Annotated in this window: 15 protein-coding genes; 1 reads left to right on the top strand and 14 read right to left on the bottom strand. The window is 41.9% G+C overall.

Annotation, left to right across the window (positions count from 1 at the left end):
- Positions 1–20: 20 nt before the first annotated feature.
- From MKY45_RS20790 to MKY45_RS20805, 4 genes are all read right to left on the bottom strand, one after another.
- Complete coding sequence (locus tag MKY45_RS20790; protein ID WP_341173365.1) at positions 21–2,129, bottom strand: (Fe-S)-binding protein; 2,109 nt, start codon at positions 2,127–2,129, stop codon at positions 21–23.
- A gap of 156 nt (positions 2,130–2,285) precedes the next feature.
- On the bottom strand, positions 2,286–2,408 hold the full coding sequence (locus MKY45_RS20795; RefSeq protein WP_276325291.1) for a hypothetical protein: 123 nt from the start codon (positions 2,406–2,408) through the stop codon (positions 2,286–2,288).
- A gap of 195 nt (positions 2,409–2,603) precedes the next feature.
- A complete protein-coding gene (argS, locus tag MKY45_RS20800; RefSeq protein WP_341173366.1) occupies positions 2,604–4,274 on the bottom strand; it encodes an arginine--tRNA ligase in 1,671 nt (556 codons plus the stop codon).
- A gap of 182 nt (positions 4,275–4,456) precedes the next feature.
- Positions 4,457–4,888, bottom strand: coding sequence for a DUF1934 domain-containing protein (locus MKY45_RS20805; protein ID WP_341173367.1), 432 nt, complete (start codon positions 4,886–4,888; stop codon positions 4,457–4,459).
- A gap of 302 nt (positions 4,889–5,190) precedes the next feature.
- Between MKY45_RS20805 and MKY45_RS20810 the strand changes: the two genes are divergently transcribed.
- Complete coding sequence (locus MKY45_RS20810) at positions 5,191–7,203, top strand: transglycosylase domain-containing protein (RefSeq protein WP_341173368.1); 2,013 nt, start codon at positions 5,191–5,193, stop codon at positions 7,201–7,203.
- Between the two features lie 62 nt (positions 7,204–7,265).
- On the opposite strand, the gene MKY45_RS20815 is transcribed toward MKY45_RS20810, so the two are convergent.
- From MKY45_RS20815 to MKY45_RS20860, 10 genes are all read right to left on the bottom strand, one after another.
- Positions 7,266–8,627, bottom strand: a complete 1,362-nt coding sequence (locus MKY45_RS20815; protein WP_341173369.1) for an MmgE/PrpD family protein — start codon at positions 8,625–8,627, stop codon at positions 7,266–7,268.
- On the bottom strand, positions 8,620–9,762 hold the full coding sequence (locus tag MKY45_RS20820; RefSeq protein ID WP_341173370.1) for an amidohydrolase: 1,143 nt from the start codon (positions 9,760–9,762) through the stop codon (positions 8,620–8,622). The genes MKY45_RS20815 and MKY45_RS20820 overlap by 8 nt, the downstream gene beginning before the upstream one ends.
- Entirely contained in the window at positions 9,755–10,504 is a 750-nt protein-coding gene (locus MKY45_RS20825; RefSeq protein ID WP_042529429.1) for an amino acid ABC transporter ATP-binding protein, read from the bottom strand. The genes MKY45_RS20820 and MKY45_RS20825 overlap by 8 nt, the downstream gene beginning before the upstream one ends.
- A 12-nt stretch (positions 10,505–10,516) precedes the next feature.
- A complete protein-coding gene (locus tag MKY45_RS20830; RefSeq protein ID WP_042529427.1) occupies positions 10,517–11,194 on the bottom strand; it encodes an amino acid ABC transporter permease in 678 nt (225 codons plus the stop codon).
- A 150-nt stretch (positions 11,195–11,344) separates the two neighbouring features.
- Positions 11,345–12,127: an amino acid ABC transporter substrate-binding protein gene (locus tag MKY45_RS20835; protein WP_341173371.1), complete on the bottom strand. Its 783-nt coding sequence runs from the start codon at positions 12,125–12,127 to the stop codon at positions 11,345–11,347.
- 19 nt (positions 12,128–12,146) lie between these two features.
- Positions 12,147–12,659 (bottom strand): GNAT family N-acetyltransferase, encoded by a 513-nt coding sequence (locus MKY45_RS20840; RefSeq protein ID WP_341173372.1) that lies wholly within the window; start codon positions 12,657–12,659, stop codon positions 12,147–12,149.
- Positions 12,652–14,016, bottom strand: coding sequence for an adenylosuccinate lyase (gene purB / locus MKY45_RS20845; protein WP_256705233.1), 1,365 nt, complete (start codon positions 14,014–14,016; stop codon positions 12,652–12,654). Before purB ends, MKY45_RS20840 begins: the two co-directional genes overlap by 8 nt.
- A gap of 316 nt (positions 14,017–14,332) precedes the next feature.
- Positions 14,333–14,842: a YwhD family protein gene (locus tag MKY45_RS20850; RefSeq protein WP_256705234.1), complete on the bottom strand. Its 510-nt coding sequence runs from the start codon at positions 14,840–14,842 to the stop codon at positions 14,333–14,335.
- 64 nt (positions 14,843–14,906) lie between these two features.
- Positions 14,907–15,413, bottom strand: a complete 507-nt coding sequence (locus MKY45_RS20855) for a YwgA family protein (RefSeq protein ID WP_042529382.1) — start codon at positions 15,411–15,413, stop codon at positions 14,907–14,909.
- Positions 15,414–15,419: 6 nt separating this feature from the next.
- A complete protein-coding gene (locus MKY45_RS20860) occupies positions 15,420–16,721 on the bottom strand; it encodes an HD domain-containing protein (protein WP_341173373.1) in 1,302 nt (433 codons plus the stop codon).
- Positions 16,722–16,758: the final 37 nt, after the last annotated feature.

The raw sequence follows: 16,758 nt of genomic DNA on the forward strand, positions 1-16,758 counted from the left end.
CGTCAATCCTCTCTATACCTTTATGCTGTTTTTTCTTCATTTTCTTCTAAAACAGATAGTGCCAGAATTTCAGCCACATCCATTGTACCAATATTCTCTTCTACTTCTTTCGCTTTTGTCCCATCACTCAGCATCGTTAAGCAGTATGGACAGGCGCTGGAAATCATTGATGGCTGCACTTGTAATGCCTGCTCTGTACGGGCCACATTAATCCGGTTTCCAGTCGTTTCCTCCGTCCACATCAAGCCGCCGCCTGCACCACAGCACATCCCGTTCTCGCGGCTGCGGTTCATTTCTATCAGCTCTAAGCCTGGAATAGCCTTCAAAATTTCCCGTGGCGGATCGTAAACGCCGTTATATCTCCCTAAATAACAGGAGTCATGGTAGGTCAATCTTTCATTGATTGCTTTCTGCGGCTTCAGCTTCCCTGACATGACAAGGTCATAGAGCAGCTGCGTATGATGGTAGACCTCTGCTTCAAATCCAAAGTCAGGATATTCATTCTTAAATATATTGTACGCGTGCGGGTCAATCGTGACAATTTTTGTGACGTCATTCTTGGTAAATTGCTTGATATTTTTCTCGGCAATTTCCTGGAATAAAAACTCATTCCCAATTCGTCTTGCCGTATCGCCAGAATTCGCTTCGGTGTTTCCTAAAATGGCAAAGCTGACGCCAGCCTGGTTCATTAATTTAGCAAAGCTGAGCGCAATTTTCTGGCTGCGGCTGTCGAAGGACCCCATCGAGCTGACCCAGAATAAATACTCAAAGGATTTATCCTCCTTCTTCAGCTCTTTCACTGTCGGAATATAAGCCGATTTATCCTCATCACGCCATTTGATCCGGTCCTTCTTCGATAAGCCCCATGGATTGCCCTGACGTTCAATATTCATGACAGCACGCTGAATTTCAGAATCCATTTTCCCCTCTGTCATGACCAAATAACGGCGCATATCGATAATTGTACCGACATGTTCATTATTAACAGGACAAGCATCCTCACAGTTTCGGCATGTCGTACATCCAGCTAGTTCTTCTTCTGTAATGACATCACCGATCAAGCTCATGCTTTGCACCGATGCAGCTGCTTCCTTGCTTGCAGAAGCCTGGTTGCCGGCAGTTCCGGAAAAGGCATAAGAAGGAACCCACGCCGATTTTCCAGTAACGGCTGCGCCTTTTTCGGTTAAATGATCACGAACCTTAATCATAATATCCATCGGCGAAAGCATTTTTCCTGTTCCGGATGCCGGGCAAACATCCGTACAGCGGCCGCATTCCACGCAAGCATAGAAATCGACCATTTGATGCTGTTTAAAATCCTCTACCTTTCCGACACCAAAAGCAATTTCTTCTTCACTTTCTTCATCCATATCTTCTAAATCAAAATCGATTTTTTCTAATTTACCAGGCACTTTTTTCGTCAAAAAGACATTGATTGGTGCAGCAATTAAGTGTGCGTGTTTGGACTGCGGCACATACACTAAGAAAGTAAGCAATGTTATCGTATGTACCCACCAGGCAATATAGAATAAAACCATTGCTGCCCTTGCTGAAATGCCGCCGAATAACCCGGCAACAGCACTGGCAACCGGCTCCGTCCATGTTAATTCATGTCCATGCCAAATCATTGCCATTCCATTTCCGAACAGCACAGAAATCATCAATGTTCCAATGAAAATAAGGACAAGCCCTGCTTTCAAGCCTCTTTTCAAACGAACGAGCTTCTCCATATAACGGCGGTAAAAAGCCCATACCACCGCCACCAGAATCATTAAGGTAACAAGCTCTTGAAAAAAGACAAATCCCGGGTAAAGCACGCCAAACGGTAGATGATTCCCCGGCGACAGCCCTTTGACAAACATATCAATGGCTCCAAATTGAACCAGAATGAAGCCGTAAAACATCATCACGTGAATCGTACCAGATTTTTTATCTTTTAACAGCTTCGATTGGCCAAATACATTTTTTATAATGCGTTGGATCCGCAGCTTTATCTCGCCGTCAAACTCTGATTTTTTACCGAGTCTGATATAGGCCACTCTTGTTGCGATGATTTTGGCAAATAAGAATAATGCATAGCCTGTTATGGCTATAAATGCTATCCAATTAATCATCAGAAATGTATCCAAGATGATTCCCCCCTCTTTATATTATAATATAAATTGACAGCGTTTTCATATCTGTGTAAAAAATAATTCTATCTCTACTTTAAAACATGAATGAACATTCAGTCAACCTATTTGGAGGAAATTATGATAATTTTTAGCGGTTTATTATGTTTGCTGTTAATAATATCCTTTAGATTGTTGATAGCGTTCATCATAGCTGATAAAAACAAAAATAATCCTCTCATAATCTTTAGCAGGAGACTGAAAAATTATTTTTTCTCTGGTTACCTGCTCTCTCATAACGAGGACTCGTTTATTGATGACCGTTCCATGAACCAAGCATGAATATTTTTTTAATGAAATAATATAGTTTAATTCATAATGATAATACGATCAATAACTTCCTTTCAGTATACTTTACGAAAATGTTGTTTTAAAAAAATCCCACAAAGAAATCAACCATTTCTCTGCAGGATTTTCATATCATTTTCTTTCTTACATTTTCTCCGGTGCATTCACACCTAAGATACCCAAGCCGTTCGCCAGTGTTTGACGCACTGCTTTCATTAAAGCAATACGCGCGCTGGTACGCTCCGGATTATCTCCATCCAATACTTTTTCTGCATTGTAGAAGCTGTGCAGTGTAGAAGCAAGGTCAAATACATACTGCGTGACTTTATGCGGCATTTGTTTGTCTGCCGCTTCAGCGATCACCTGCGGCAGCTCTCCAACTTTTTTAAGCAGGTCCAGTTCTTTTTCTGCGGTCAATAAGGACGCATCAAAATCCCCATCTGTTGCAAATCCTTTATTCTTCGCCTGTTCCAGCATCGTGCAAATACGTGCATGAGCATATTGAACATAATAAACCGGGTTATCATTGGATTGTGATTTGGCAAGGTCCATATCAAAGTCTAACTGCGAATCATTGGAACGCGCTACGAAATAATAACGGACCGCATCGATTCCTACCTCATCCATCAGCTCTCTTAAGGAAACAGCTTTCCCGGTACGCTTGCTCATTTTTACCTTTTCCCCGGCTTCAAACAGATTAACCATTTGGATAATTTTCACGGAGAATTTCTCAACTGGATAACCTAACGCCTGCAAAGCAGCTCCCATTCTTGGAATATATCCATGATGGTCTGCGCCCCACACATTAATAATTTGGTCAAAACCGCGATCTAATTTATTTTTATGGTAAGCAATATCTGGTGTTAAATACGTATATGCTCCGTCCTGCTTAATAAGGACGCGGTCTTTATCATCACCAAAAGCAGTCGTCTTAAACCATAATGCACCGTCTTTTTCATACGTATAGCCGCCATCTTCCAATACTTGTAAAGCAGCATCAATCTGGTCGTTTTCAAAAAGAGAACGCTCGGAGAACCAGCTGTCAAATTCAACACGGAAATCCTTTAAATCATTTTCAATATTACGCAGGGAAGCCTTTAAGCCATATTCTTTAAAATAATCGAGACGCTCTTCATGAGATTTCTCCGCCCAGGCATCCCCTTTCTCTTTCACAAGGTTTTTCGCAATATCAATGATTGCCTGCCCATGATAGCCGTCTTCCGGCATATCTACGGACTGCCCTAATTCCTGTAAATAACGTGCCTCTACAGATAAGCCAAGATTGTTGATCTGGTTTCCTGCATCATTAATATAATATTCTCTCTCCACTTCATAGCCTGCAGCTGCAAAAAGATTACATAATACATCCCCGAATGCAGCATTTCGCGCATGGCCTAAGTGAAGGTCACCAGTCGGGTTAACAGAAACAAATTCAACCTGAACCTTTTCTCCGTTCCCGTCTTTTGAAGTGCCGTAAGCATCTCCAGCGCCCAGTACGGTTTCAATGACTTCCCCTAAGAAATCCTGCTTCATATAGAAATTGATAAATCCGGGTCCGGCAATATCAATTTTTTCAACAGACGCTGCCTGCTTATCTAAGTTGGCTGTAATTTCATCTGCAATTTGACGCGGTGCTTTTTTCGCAATTCGAGCCAGCTGCATCGCAATATTGGTGGCAAAATCACCATGTGCTTTATCCTTCGGTGTTTCCAGAATAATATCCGGAATCGTATCCTCCGTCGCAAGCTCTGCAGCAAGAACAGCTGTATGAATTTGCGCTTTTAATATTTCTTCTGTTTGTGCTAGTACATTCATTCCTTATTTCCTCCTTGTTTCTATCCCCGCCGGCAGTTTAAGGAACACGACATACAGGTGGACTGCTCTTATGCCAGAAAGGAATCCCACTAACGCTCCGCCACTTCTGTCACGGGGGTACTTTTGGCAATTTCTCTCCCGCTTACCTGCTCCCAATTCCTTAAAGGCGGGAAAATCTTTGCTTATTTTGCTGAAAATTGAAGCTTGAGCTGATGCTTCCGTTCGAGTTGTTCATTCAGCTTCATCGTATAATTCATATCAAGCACCCGCGGCATGGCATCCTCTGTAAATGAAATCGATTCTGTAAAAGTTTCCATATGAATATTGCCATGCATATGCTGATAAATGTTTTCTGTTTTCTGGCCTAATTGAAATTGCTGATTCATTTGGATGACACCCGTTCTCTTAATCGAGACACGCTCCGGCCGAATCATAATGATATTTTGAATCGTTCCGGCTTCTTCATTTACTTCCTCGTATTTAAGTACATCGATGCTGCCTTTCTTCGTCCATTCTCCCGTGAAGGATTGTTCCTGCGTCTCCTGTTCACCGGAATCTACATCATAAATCACTGTCTTCAGCGTAATAGTAACATGTTCGGAATTATGTTGCATACGTACTCCTTTAATCTTGTTTACAAATTTATATTTATAGTGTACTTATTATATCTTTAAAACACCATGATAAGCAATACTCTTGCTGCTTAAAAAACTTTATCACGGCATGATCGTCTGTAATTTCCCCTAACTGATACGGAAAAAATTGTTTAAGATGAGCGGGGAAAAACAGTCCCCTAAATCAAGTTTCGTTTTACACGTTTATAAAAGGCGTTCTTTTTCCATAATAAATAGAGAGAATAAATAAACTCCAGTATCACCATTTTGTAAAGACATATTTATTTTGGAGACGATAAAGGATGAAATCATTAAAAAAGCTGCGTCTAATCTATAAGTTAATTGGCGTCGTTGTGCTGCTGATTATTACTGGTATTTTAGCTGTTTACTTATTAGCCTATCTCATGGGTCCTCCAAGTCTCAACAATCAATCTCCTGCTGTGTTTTACGACCGGGAAGGGAATGAGATTGAGGATACATTTGGAGACTCTTATGAATGGGTCCCTTTAGAAAATATAGATGATTCCGCTGTCCAGGCGAGTCTGGTGATTGAAGACAATCGTTTCTTTAATCATCACGGACTCGATTATTTCCGGATTGCGAAATCACTGTGGAATAATTTTATTTCCGGCTCGTTAAAAGAAGGAGCCAGCACGATTACACAGCAATATGCCAGAAATCTCTATCTATCTGCAGAAAAAACCTGGTCCCGCAAGCTGCAAGAAGCCTTCTATGCCATTCGTTTAGAAATGTTTTATTCCAAGGAAGAAATTCTAGAAGGCTATATGAATACCATTTATTACGGTCACGGAGCACACGGGATTGAAGCGGCAAGCAATTATTTTTTTGGAAAGCCTGCTCATCAGTTAACCCTGGCAGAAGCGAGTATGCTGGCGGGGATTCCAAAGGGACCGACGTATTATTCACCACTCAATAACCTGGAAAATGCGACGGACAGGCAGCAGCTTATCCTCCATCGAATGCTGGACAATGAAATGATTACGGAGACAGAATACGAAGAGGCGATAAATGAAGAATTAGCTTATCAGCAGCAGGCTCCAGCCGAGGAAGAAGCGTCCTATTTTAAGGATGAAGCATTAAAGGAAGCTGCACGGATTTTGGAGAAGGATGTGGAAGAAATAAAGCTCGGCGGTTATCAGCTGCACACGACATTGAACAGCGATTATCAACAAGAAATGGAGGAGGCCGCTGCACAAACCATTAAGGAAGGCAGCGACTTACAGGCTGCCGGTATTTCTATTGTTCCGCAAACTGGTGCAATAACTGCCATGATTGGCGGAACCAATTATAAAGAAAGCAGCTACAACCGGGCGATGGACGCCAAACGGATGCCCGGTTCTACCTTTAAACCTATTTTATATTATGCTGCCTTAGAAAATGGCTATACAGCCAGTACGACCTTAACCAGCGAAGCAACGACTTTTGAGCTTGCAGACGGTTCTGCTTACCAGCCGAGTAATTTTAATGGGTATTATGCAGATGCCCCTATCACGCTTGCGGAGGCAATTGCTCTATCAGATAACATCTACGCCGTGAAAACCGCGCTTTATGTCGGCGGAGAACGATTTATTGAGACAGCAGAAAAATTCGGGATTGAAAGTGACCTGAATAATGTTCCTTCCCTGGCGCTCGGCACTTCTGCTGTATCGGTCATTGAGCTGACGAATGCTTATGCCCGTCTTGCTAATGGAGGAGAAGCAGTCACGCCTTATCTTATTGAAGAAATTACCGATGCAGATGGAAAAACACTTTACTCGCACAGCCCCGAAGAGAGCGAGCCCGTTCTTGATGAAAAAAAAGCGTTTATTCTAACCCAGCTTCTAACCGGGATGTTTGACGAAACATTAAATAGCTACACCAGTGTCACCGGAGCAAGTCTGCAAAATAAGCTTTCCGATATTTATGCCGGCAAATCGGGAACAACGGATTTTGACAGCTGGATGATTGGCTATAGCCCCGTTATCTCTACCGGAATTTGGGTCGGGTATGATGACCACCGGGAAATGACCAATGTAGCGGAAGCAGCCTTTTCAAAAGAGATATGGGCAAATTATATGGAGAATATTGACGAAGACGGAAAAAATGTTTTTCCCATGCCTTCCGGAATCGTCGGTCTTCCAATCGATCCGGTCAGCGGATTACGGGCCGATACCAGCTGTGAAAAAAGCAGAATCATGTTTTACGAAAAGGGCACTGAGCCGCTTGGTTACTGTCATAACGGAAATGTCGATCAGCGGGATGATGCCATCGAGGACACAGGGATTCTTGAGAGATGGTTTGATTTGTTGTTCTAAACGCGGAAAAAGACTGCGGACAAGGTCTCAAAAAAACCTTGCCCGGCAGTCCTTTTTCTGGATTAGCTTTCTGCTTTTAACAGCGGAAGCAATTTCTCTAATGTGACTGTTTCTTCTTGCTGAAATACTTCTATAAATGGCATCGCCTTTTGCTGCAGCAGCTTGTCTGCTTTCTCTATCAAATCTTCCCGTCCCAACGGGTTTCCCGGCGAACCATACGGAATATCGCAGCGGGCTTGCTTAATATCCCCATTACGCAGGCTGATTTCTATCATACTATATCGATTCGCCGGATAACTCACAGAGGCAAATGGAATATTCTCATCATACACCCTTGTTATTTTATTCATTAACGCACTGACCTCTTCCGGAATCTCTTCCCCCAAAAAAGCCTCCATGGAAAGCTCTCTTCCGGTTAACAGCAATGCTGCACAATACTCTGCACTAAAACGTCCCTGCTCCCCATTTTTCGGATTTGTATAGATAAGTGCTGCATCACCGTTTTCAGGAAAATAAAGCTGAATCGAAGCGATTTGCTTCAAATCTACTTCCCAGTCCCTCATCAAGGCTTTTGTCGCATCAATTGGATGAGCGTTCGCTGAGCAGCAGGGATACAGCTTAAACCAAAATCCTGGCTTATCAACAGCCCATTCCAGCCCCCATTCATCAAGCAGACTGTCTATACTGCTGTCTTCATTTCCAAACATGGACAACAATCCATTCTCAGCTGTTATTGTATTACCATTACCAGCAATACCCTGTTTAACAAGATGCAGAATCTGCCACGCTTTTTGCGCTGTCAGCCCTGCGTGTAACGGTTTGATAAGCGTTCCAAAATGGCTCCTGGAGCCGCTGATTTGCGAAACACATAGGTCGAGTGCTTGGTTAAATTCTTTTTCTTGTAATGTCATATAATACGCTCCAGCAGCAACGGCTCCATACATTCCCGCTGTGGCTGTCGTATGAAATCCTTTTTCATAATGAGATTTCCCCACTGTTTTGGATATGCGTGTCATCACTTCTACTCCAATTAAATAAGCCTCAAAAAAACGGGCAGTATCTTGCTTCTGTTCTATCAAGGACATTAATAAACTGAGAATAACAGCAGATGGATGCCCGCGGATTTCCGAGTGGACATCGTCCAAGTCTAAGGCATGCGCAGCGTATCCATTCAAAAAACAGGCATCGTAGGGGTGGGCCTTTTCACGTATCCCAATAACCAGTGCGTTCTCGTGAGCTGCATCTGGAAATAATCGAGCATTCCATACGTTGGGAAAATGCGTATCATATGCAACAGTGGTGTAGCAGCAAACAAGATAATCCAATAACCCTTTTTGTAAATTTTCTTTTGTATCCGCTTTTAAATCTTCCCACTTAGGAGCAGAAAAAACCCTCTGAACGAGGGCTTCTGTCATATTATTCATTTTTCAGGACCTTTACAGCTAATGTGGCAAAGAATGCTGCTGCTACTTCAATGGCATCCTCCTGCAAATCAAATTCTGGATGATGCCATTCTTTTGGCCCATCGACTCCCATCCACACAAAGAATCCCGGGATATAATTCTGATAGTAAGCAAAATCTTCTCCGCCAGAGCTTGGTACAGCATCTACGGCTTGATAGCCTGCCTCTACAGCAGCCTCACGCACCGTTTGTTCATACTGAGATGCATTATTTACTACCGGCAAATAGCTTTCCCACTCAAAATCGACTTCGCCGCCATTTCCTTTAGCAGTGGTTTCTGCTAAATTCTGCATAAACTCCGGAATAGCCTGACGTGCTTCCGGCTGAAATGTTCGGACTGTACCTTGCAGCTTCACCTGATCAGGTATGACATTCCACGTATTCCCGCCATTAATGCTTGTAATACTGATGACCGCATTATGGAAAAGATCAATTCTTCTGGCAATAATCGACTGTACATTCGTTACATACTGGGATGCTATCACGATTGGATCAATCGCATTATGCGGAATCCCTGCATGTCCGCCGATACCTTTAAACGTTATTTCAAACTTATCTACGCTGGCCATCAAACCTTCCGATTTCACGCCAATGGCGCCTACTGGTAAATCAGGCTTATTATGCATGCCAAATATACCGCACACGCCTTCTAAGACACCTTGTTCTACTAGATATTTTGCTCCTTGAGCTACTTCTTCAGCCGGCTGAAAAATAAAACGGACAGTGCCATGTAATTGATTTTTTTGTTCATTCAGCAGAATGGCTGCACCTAAAATAGAAACCATATGGAAATCATGGCCGCATGCATGCATTTTCCCCTCTCTTTCCGATTGGAAAGGCACATCTGTCTCTTCTTTGACCGGCAATGCATCAATATCCGAACGAATAGCGATTGTCGGGCCAGCATGCTCCCCTTTTACTTCTGCAATAACGCCTGTTTTTATATCAAAAGGCAGAATCGTGATTTCATTCTCTTCCAGCCATTTTTTTAAGTGGGCCGACGTATTTATCTCCTCAAACGCAAGCTCTGGGTTCCGATGCAAGTATCTGCGTTTTTCGATTAAATCTTTGACTAGTTCTTCTGTTACCTTAAACATTTTCTTCACCTGCCCCTAATCTTCTTAAAAATTGTTTTGTTCTCGGAGACTGTGGATTATGGAAAAATTCTTTCGGTGTATTTTCCTCAATGATATTTCCATCTGCCATAAAAATAACGCGGTCTGCTACTTCTTCTGCAAATTGCATCTCATGTGTCACGATAATCATCGTTGAGTTCTGCTCCGCAATTTTTTTAATTACCTGGAGCACTTCAGAAATCCATTCCGGGTCAAGTGCCGATGTCGGTTCATCGAACAGAATCGCATACGGGTTCACTGCAAGCGCACGCGCAATACCAACACGCTGCTGTTGTCCTCCAGACAATGTAACCGGATATTGATGTACTTTGTCTCCTAAACCGACTTGATTCAGTATTTCCATTGCAATTTTTTCAGCTTCTGGCTTCTTCATTTTTTTAGCAATTATCAGCGCTTCTGTTACATTTTCCAAAGCTGTTTTATTTTTAAATAGGTTATAATGCTGAAAAACCATCGCCGTCTGCTGTCTTAATTGATAGATTTCTTTGGAAGACATTTTTTTAACGTTTATCTTTTTATCTCCAATAATCAATTCCCCTGCATCGGGTTTTTCTAATAAATTCAAGCAACGCAGCAACGTCGATTTCCCTGAGCCAGATGGTCCGATAATTGCCAGGACCTCCCCTTCTTTTACCTCCAGGTTGATTCCGTCTAACACAACATTAGATCCAAATTGTTTTTTCAAATTTTTTACCGTAATCATATTCGTACTCCCTTATGATTGATATGGCCGTTCCATTCTTTTTTCAAGCGCCTGTTGAATAAACGTATAAATAATAATCATCGCCCAGTATAAGAGCGCCAGGGCTAAATACGTCTCAAAAAAGCGCAGGGAGGAAGCGGCAAGTATTCTCCCTTGTGCGAACAACTCTACAACTCCTAATGTAAACGCCAGGGATGTTTCCTTTATCAATCCAATAAAAATATTTCCTGTTGCAGGCGTAGCATTTCGTACCGCTTGGGGCAAAATAACTCTGCGGAAGCTTTGAACTCTTGTCATTCCAACAGACAGACAAGCTTCCATTTGTCCTTTATCAACAGAAGCGAGTGCGGCACGAAATATTTCTGCTAAATAGGCTGCCTGCTTCAGACTTAAACCAAGGATAGCAGCAGCAATCGCCGTCATTCCGCTTAGAGCAGGAAAAATCTGCGGCAGCCCGTAATAAATTAAGAAAAGTTGGACCAGAGATGGAATTGCCCTAAAAAACGAAACATAGGCGATAGCTAAGTGCGTGAGGACAGGTATACCTGAGCGCAGCACCAGTGCGATACCCATCCCCAAAACAACTGCAATCACCATCGTAACAATCGCTAAAAATAATGTAAGTGGTATAAATGGTAATAAGTCTGGAATCAAACTTATTAAATAAACGAAGTCTATATTAAAATTCATATGTCATCCTCCAGTTAGAAAAACTTCAAAAAACGAAGACCAGCCAAATCATAAAGTGAAAGCCGCTGTCAGAGCTGGGACTGCTTCATCAATCCAGATCAGATGCTTAGAGCGGCATTACTTCTGTTTTCGTATGCTCAGCCAAATAAATTATTCTTGTACGGTTATATCCTCTCCGGCAAAATATTTCTCTGAGATTTCTGCCAATGTACCGTCTTCACGAAGCTTTTCTAATTCTTCATCAAATTCTTCACGTAATGCCGCACCTTCCTCATTCTTTGTAAACGGGAAAGAAATATCTTCGTACACAAATGGGTCTCCAACAAATTTAAGAGGTAAATCTCCTAATTCGATTTCTGCTATCAAGGCAGACTTCGAATTCACATAGCCATCGACACGGTTATTGATAGCATCATTCATCGCACCATCACGTGTTTCATACGTTCTTGGCTCAATTTCTGGATCAAAGGCTTCTAGATTTTTAACATTATTGGAACCCAATACCCCAGAAACGGTTCTTCCTTTAAATTGTTCTAAGTCTGTAAAATCGTTATCCTCATGAGTCACAATGGTTGCACCAGCATACGCATAAGGCACCGAAAAGTCATATGATTCAGCTCTTTCCTCTGTTACAGCCACAAAGTTCGCCACGGTATCAATCCGTCCTGTTTCCAGCTGCCCCATAAGCCCTGAAAAATCGGTTGTTACCCATTCGACTTCGTAGCCTAAGTTTTCAGCAGCTGTTTCTAATACTTCTACATCATAGCCTACTAATTCGCCGTCTTCCTCATAGCTATTTGGATAGCTTTGTGCCGTTGTTCCTGCCTGTAGTACGTTATCACCCGAACCTTCTTCAGAGCTGCCGGAATCCCCGCATGCTGCTAGAATGGTTATTAAAACAATGCTTCCTGCTAGCAATATCAATTTTTTCATTTTTCTATAACCCGCCTTCTTATCTCCTTTTATATTCTGTGCCCAATAATAATTTTTCCAAATAAACCGTCTGATGACCCTTTCCAAGATCCGCTTCTCCGACCGGCTGGTAACCACGCTTGATGTACATATCTGCCAGCCAAGGGTGCTCTTTTGCTGTTCCTAGACTCACCGATGGACAATGCAGCTGGTGAGCTAAATAATCCTGTTCCACAAAATCAAGAATTTTAGATGCATATCCTTTTCGTTTATATTGCGGATCGACAGCTACCCACCAAATATGCGGAATTTCATAGGGGCCGTGATGCGGACTCCAAGGCATCCGAATGGACGCAGTCGCTACGGTAGCATCCTCATCTTTCATATAAAAACATATATTTTCATTTATATTTTTCTTAACCAGTGCATCATCTGCTGTTGCGGCAGCAAAATGAATGCCAAGGTCGCGAATGGATGCATAAGCTTTTAATGTGAGCTCCTTTATTTCTGATACATTATCTTCAGTAGCTTGATAGAATGCTAGTTTACCCATGTAAAAGAGCTCCTTTTTTTATTTGCGCAATGACTTCTTCTACTTTTTCACTTGCCAAACCGGTATATTGGCTCGGATCCAGTAAATCTTCAATTTGCTCCTCTGATAATACGCTGCTTACCACTTCATTTTCCGTCAGCGTTGTTTTAAACGGAATATTTTCTTCGTAGGATTTCATAGACAGCTCGTATACCAGGTGATGAGCGGTCTGCTTGCCGACCTTTTCTGACAACGCAAACATAATTCGTTCGGATAATAATAAGCCGCCTTGCATATTCAAATTACGAAGCATGTTTTCCGGCTTCACAATCAATCCTTTTAATACATTAATTGTGGTTTTAAGCTGAGAAGATAGATATAAACAAATTTCCGGCAACGCTACCCATTCGCTTCTCCAGCTTTTTGCATCCCGTTCATGATCCATAATCAATGATTCATGAAGCAGACTCACACTGTGTAAAACAGGTTTGGTCAAGCTCGCAATTCCTTCAAACAAAGCAGGATTTCGTTTGTGCGGCATGGTTGTCGAACCAACATTTCCTGCTTGAAACGGCTCTTCCAGTTCATCAATCTCTGTCCGCATTAAGTTATAGAATTCATTACCCAGCTTGCCTAATGATCCGCTGACAAGTCCAAGAATGGATCCATACTCCGAAATACGGTCACGAGAGGAATGCCAGCAAATATCTGGTGTAGATAAGCCCAGTTTATCCAATGCCTTCGTCTCTACCTCCGGACCAATACTGCCAAGCGCTGCATATGTACCTACTCCGCCGGCAAGAACACCTGTAAAAGTACGTGGCTCTGCTTCTTTCAAACGCTGCAGGTGACGGTCAAATTCGCTTAAGACCACTGCCAGCTTAAATCCAAATGTAGTAGGAAGCCCCTGCATGCCATGTGTCCGTGCAGCCATTGGTGTATTTTTATATTTATCTGAAAGTTCAACCAGCAATTGTGCAGTTTCTTTCATATCTCTAAATAGTATCTGATGCGCCTCTTTTAATTGCAGAATGGTTCCGGTATCCGTAATATCCTGGGTAGTAACACCAAAGTGAACAAACTCTCCATACTCACCAGACAGATTCTGCAGTTGATTGACCGTAGCCATTAGCGAGTGCTTTAATTTTACTGCCTCCTGCGCAATATCCTCTACATCAAAATTCTCTATTTTGGCTGCTTCGGCAATCGTTTCTCCCGCTTTTTCCGGAATGACACCAAGTTCACTTTGAGCCAGCGCAAGAGAGGCCTCTGCATCAAGGATTTTCTGTAATCTATTTTCATCATTCCAAATCTGGCGCATTTCCTCTGTGCTAAAATTATTTTGCAACATCCGTAAATCAATAACATGTGATCCCATTTATCTTCTTAATCCTCTTTTCGAAATAAATTATATAATTCTTATCGTTTTAGTGTATTTTATAGCAATAATTGTCGAATTTCAATACCTTTTTTAAATTAATCTGACTTATTTTAAGTTTATATATAGTTCGTCATTTATTATGAAAATAGGACAAAAAAGCGGTTCGTATCGAATTAATTCGATACGAACCGCTTTTTTGTCCTAGTAAACATGAGTTCAGCCCATGTACTCATAGTTTACAAAGGATTTGAGAAAAGTACAAGAATTTCTAAATATGTTCATAATTCATTCACAATTTTGTCATTGTTTTGGTTTAAATATCTAATTGCTCTTTCAGCTCTGCAGTAGAGTTTTCCCACATTTCTGGTTTGAATTCTTTTAAGAAGTCGCCCAGTAACTTTTTAGAATGATCATCCATGTGCTCTACAATAATTTTGCCCTTTAAGGATTTCTCCATATGCTTCACATGCTCTGCCATGGATTTATACGCACGTTTGATTTCCCGGTTCACGCGGATCTCACTGCCGGCAACACCAGCGTAGTAAGGCCCATTTTCTCCTTTTTCCACCGTTACCCAGACAATCCAATACAGCTTTCCGCCTTGCACTTCTTCCCGATCTCTTATCCATTTCACACGGCGCTCTACGGAACTTCTTGCATGCATCGCATCCATATCCACATATGCCTTATTTTCATTCGGATCGACGATAATCGATGACATATTTTCCAGACTGACTGTTCCTGCTCCATAACCGCCGTGCCCGTCCGTTGAATCATCTTTTATAATCGTAAATGTATTCTTCTTTTTATTTTCTTCCGTCATTGTATTCCCCTCCTGACATTCATTCTGACCTTTGTCTCATTCTACCATGTTCTAAAAAGGTTTTTTAGTGAGAAGACTTATTCCGCAGCTCGTCCATAAATCGGAATGCTTCTGTCATCTCCTCATCTGTGTATTTCAGCTTCGACTTTACGGTGTGCACTTTATCAATTATTTCTTCCTTTGACAAATAAGAAAAATATAACATCGTCGAGACCAGCTCTAAAAAGCGGGCGCTGCACTCCTGTAAAAGGTTAATTTGATTCTTGATATCCGGCATGTTCACTTCAAATTGCTTTAAGAAAGTTTCCCCATCTTCCGTGATGGAATAGTGATATTGATGATAATTGCTTTTTTCTTCTTTTTCTTCCTTTAAAAAATGTAAATTGCAAAGTTCCTCGACACGCAACGTTAATTCTTCTGAATAGGGTCCGTAGAAATGAAATTGATATTTTTCTTCAAAGGGAACCCGGCTTTGCTGTAAGATATAAATCATTTTCTGTAATTTCTTTCTTCCTGTCACTTGCCTGGCTTCAGAGAAAAAATAGAGCAGTTTCGCATGGTTGTCTAACACAAATGGTCATTCCTTCCCGTACAATATATCTAAAATTCGTTTCTTCAAATCCGTATCTTCTATTCGCTGTATGCTGTCCTTAGGAAAGTACAGCTTATGGTCCGTCCTTTTCTTACCAGAGATTGCTTCAACAATATCGGAATGCCGGGACAGCTCCTTTAAACCGCCATCAGGCATTAACAGATGGATTGGCAGACGTTCTTCCTCTTCTCCCGGCCGGTAAAAATCATACGGCAAATCGGACGATGAATCCACTACTAAATAAAAGTCTGGATCAATCCCTGCCTTTTTAAACAGCTGATACAGCTCCATCCCTGCATTGATTTGCGGGTCCGGGTTGTATTCCACATATTTAAATAAGTGACGGTTGATAAACCGGTAGCTTAAATCAGCCAATATAGCATCCTTTTCTTCCTGCCATTGCTGAAAATAATAATATACAATCATATCATCCAGCTTTAAATAATCGGACAGCTGCACTTTTTCTTCAAAAAAGGAAATAAAGTGTGTCGGCTCCAGCTGAAATTGATACGATTCGTCCTCGTAAAGCACCTTTGCCCGCTGAAAAATTTTTGACAGGATAACCTCTGCACTCCGCGTAACCGGATGAAAATAAACCTGCCAGTACATTTGATACCGGCTCATGATATAATCCTCGACCGCATGCATCCCCGTTGATTTAATCACAACTTGATCATCCATCGGCCGCATGACGCGCAAAATACGCTCCATGTCAAAATGGCCGTAGCTTACCCCGGTAAAATACGCATCGCGCTGCAGGTAATCCATTCGATCCGCATCGATTTGACTCGATATCAGGCTGACAACAAGCTTATCTGAATATGTCTTGGCAATCACATCTGCTACCTTCACAGGAAAATCAGCTGATACTTTTTTCAGGATTTCATTGACCTTCGTGCTCCCTAAGATAATCTGTTGTGTAAACTGCTCATGATCCAGCTTAAACACTTTTTCAAACGAATGCGAGAATGGCCCATGCCCCAAATCATGCAGTAACGCAGCACAAAGACACAGCAGCCGCTGCTCTCTGTCCCATCTTTCCCGGTCTGCAAAATTGGTGGTAATCCTTCTGACTATTTCATAGACGCCCAGCGAATGATTAAAACGGCTGTGCTCTGCACCATGGAAGGTCAGATTCGTCGTTCCCAGCTGCTTTATCCGGCGGAGCCTCTGAAATTCCGGTGTAGCGATCAAATCCCAAATAACCCGATCACGGACATGAATATACCGATGGACCGGATCTTTGAATACCTTTTCTTCTATTAATTGTTCATCTTTATATGCCATATCATTATCTCCATCCGCAGTTTCCTAAAAATTTTCG

The sequence above is a fragment of the Oceanobacillus sp. FSL K6-0251 genome (assembly GCF_038004725.1).
In the GTDB taxonomy this organism is placed as follows: Bacteria; Bacillota; Bacilli; order Bacillales; family Amphibacillaceae; genus Oceanobacillus; species Oceanobacillus oncorhynchi.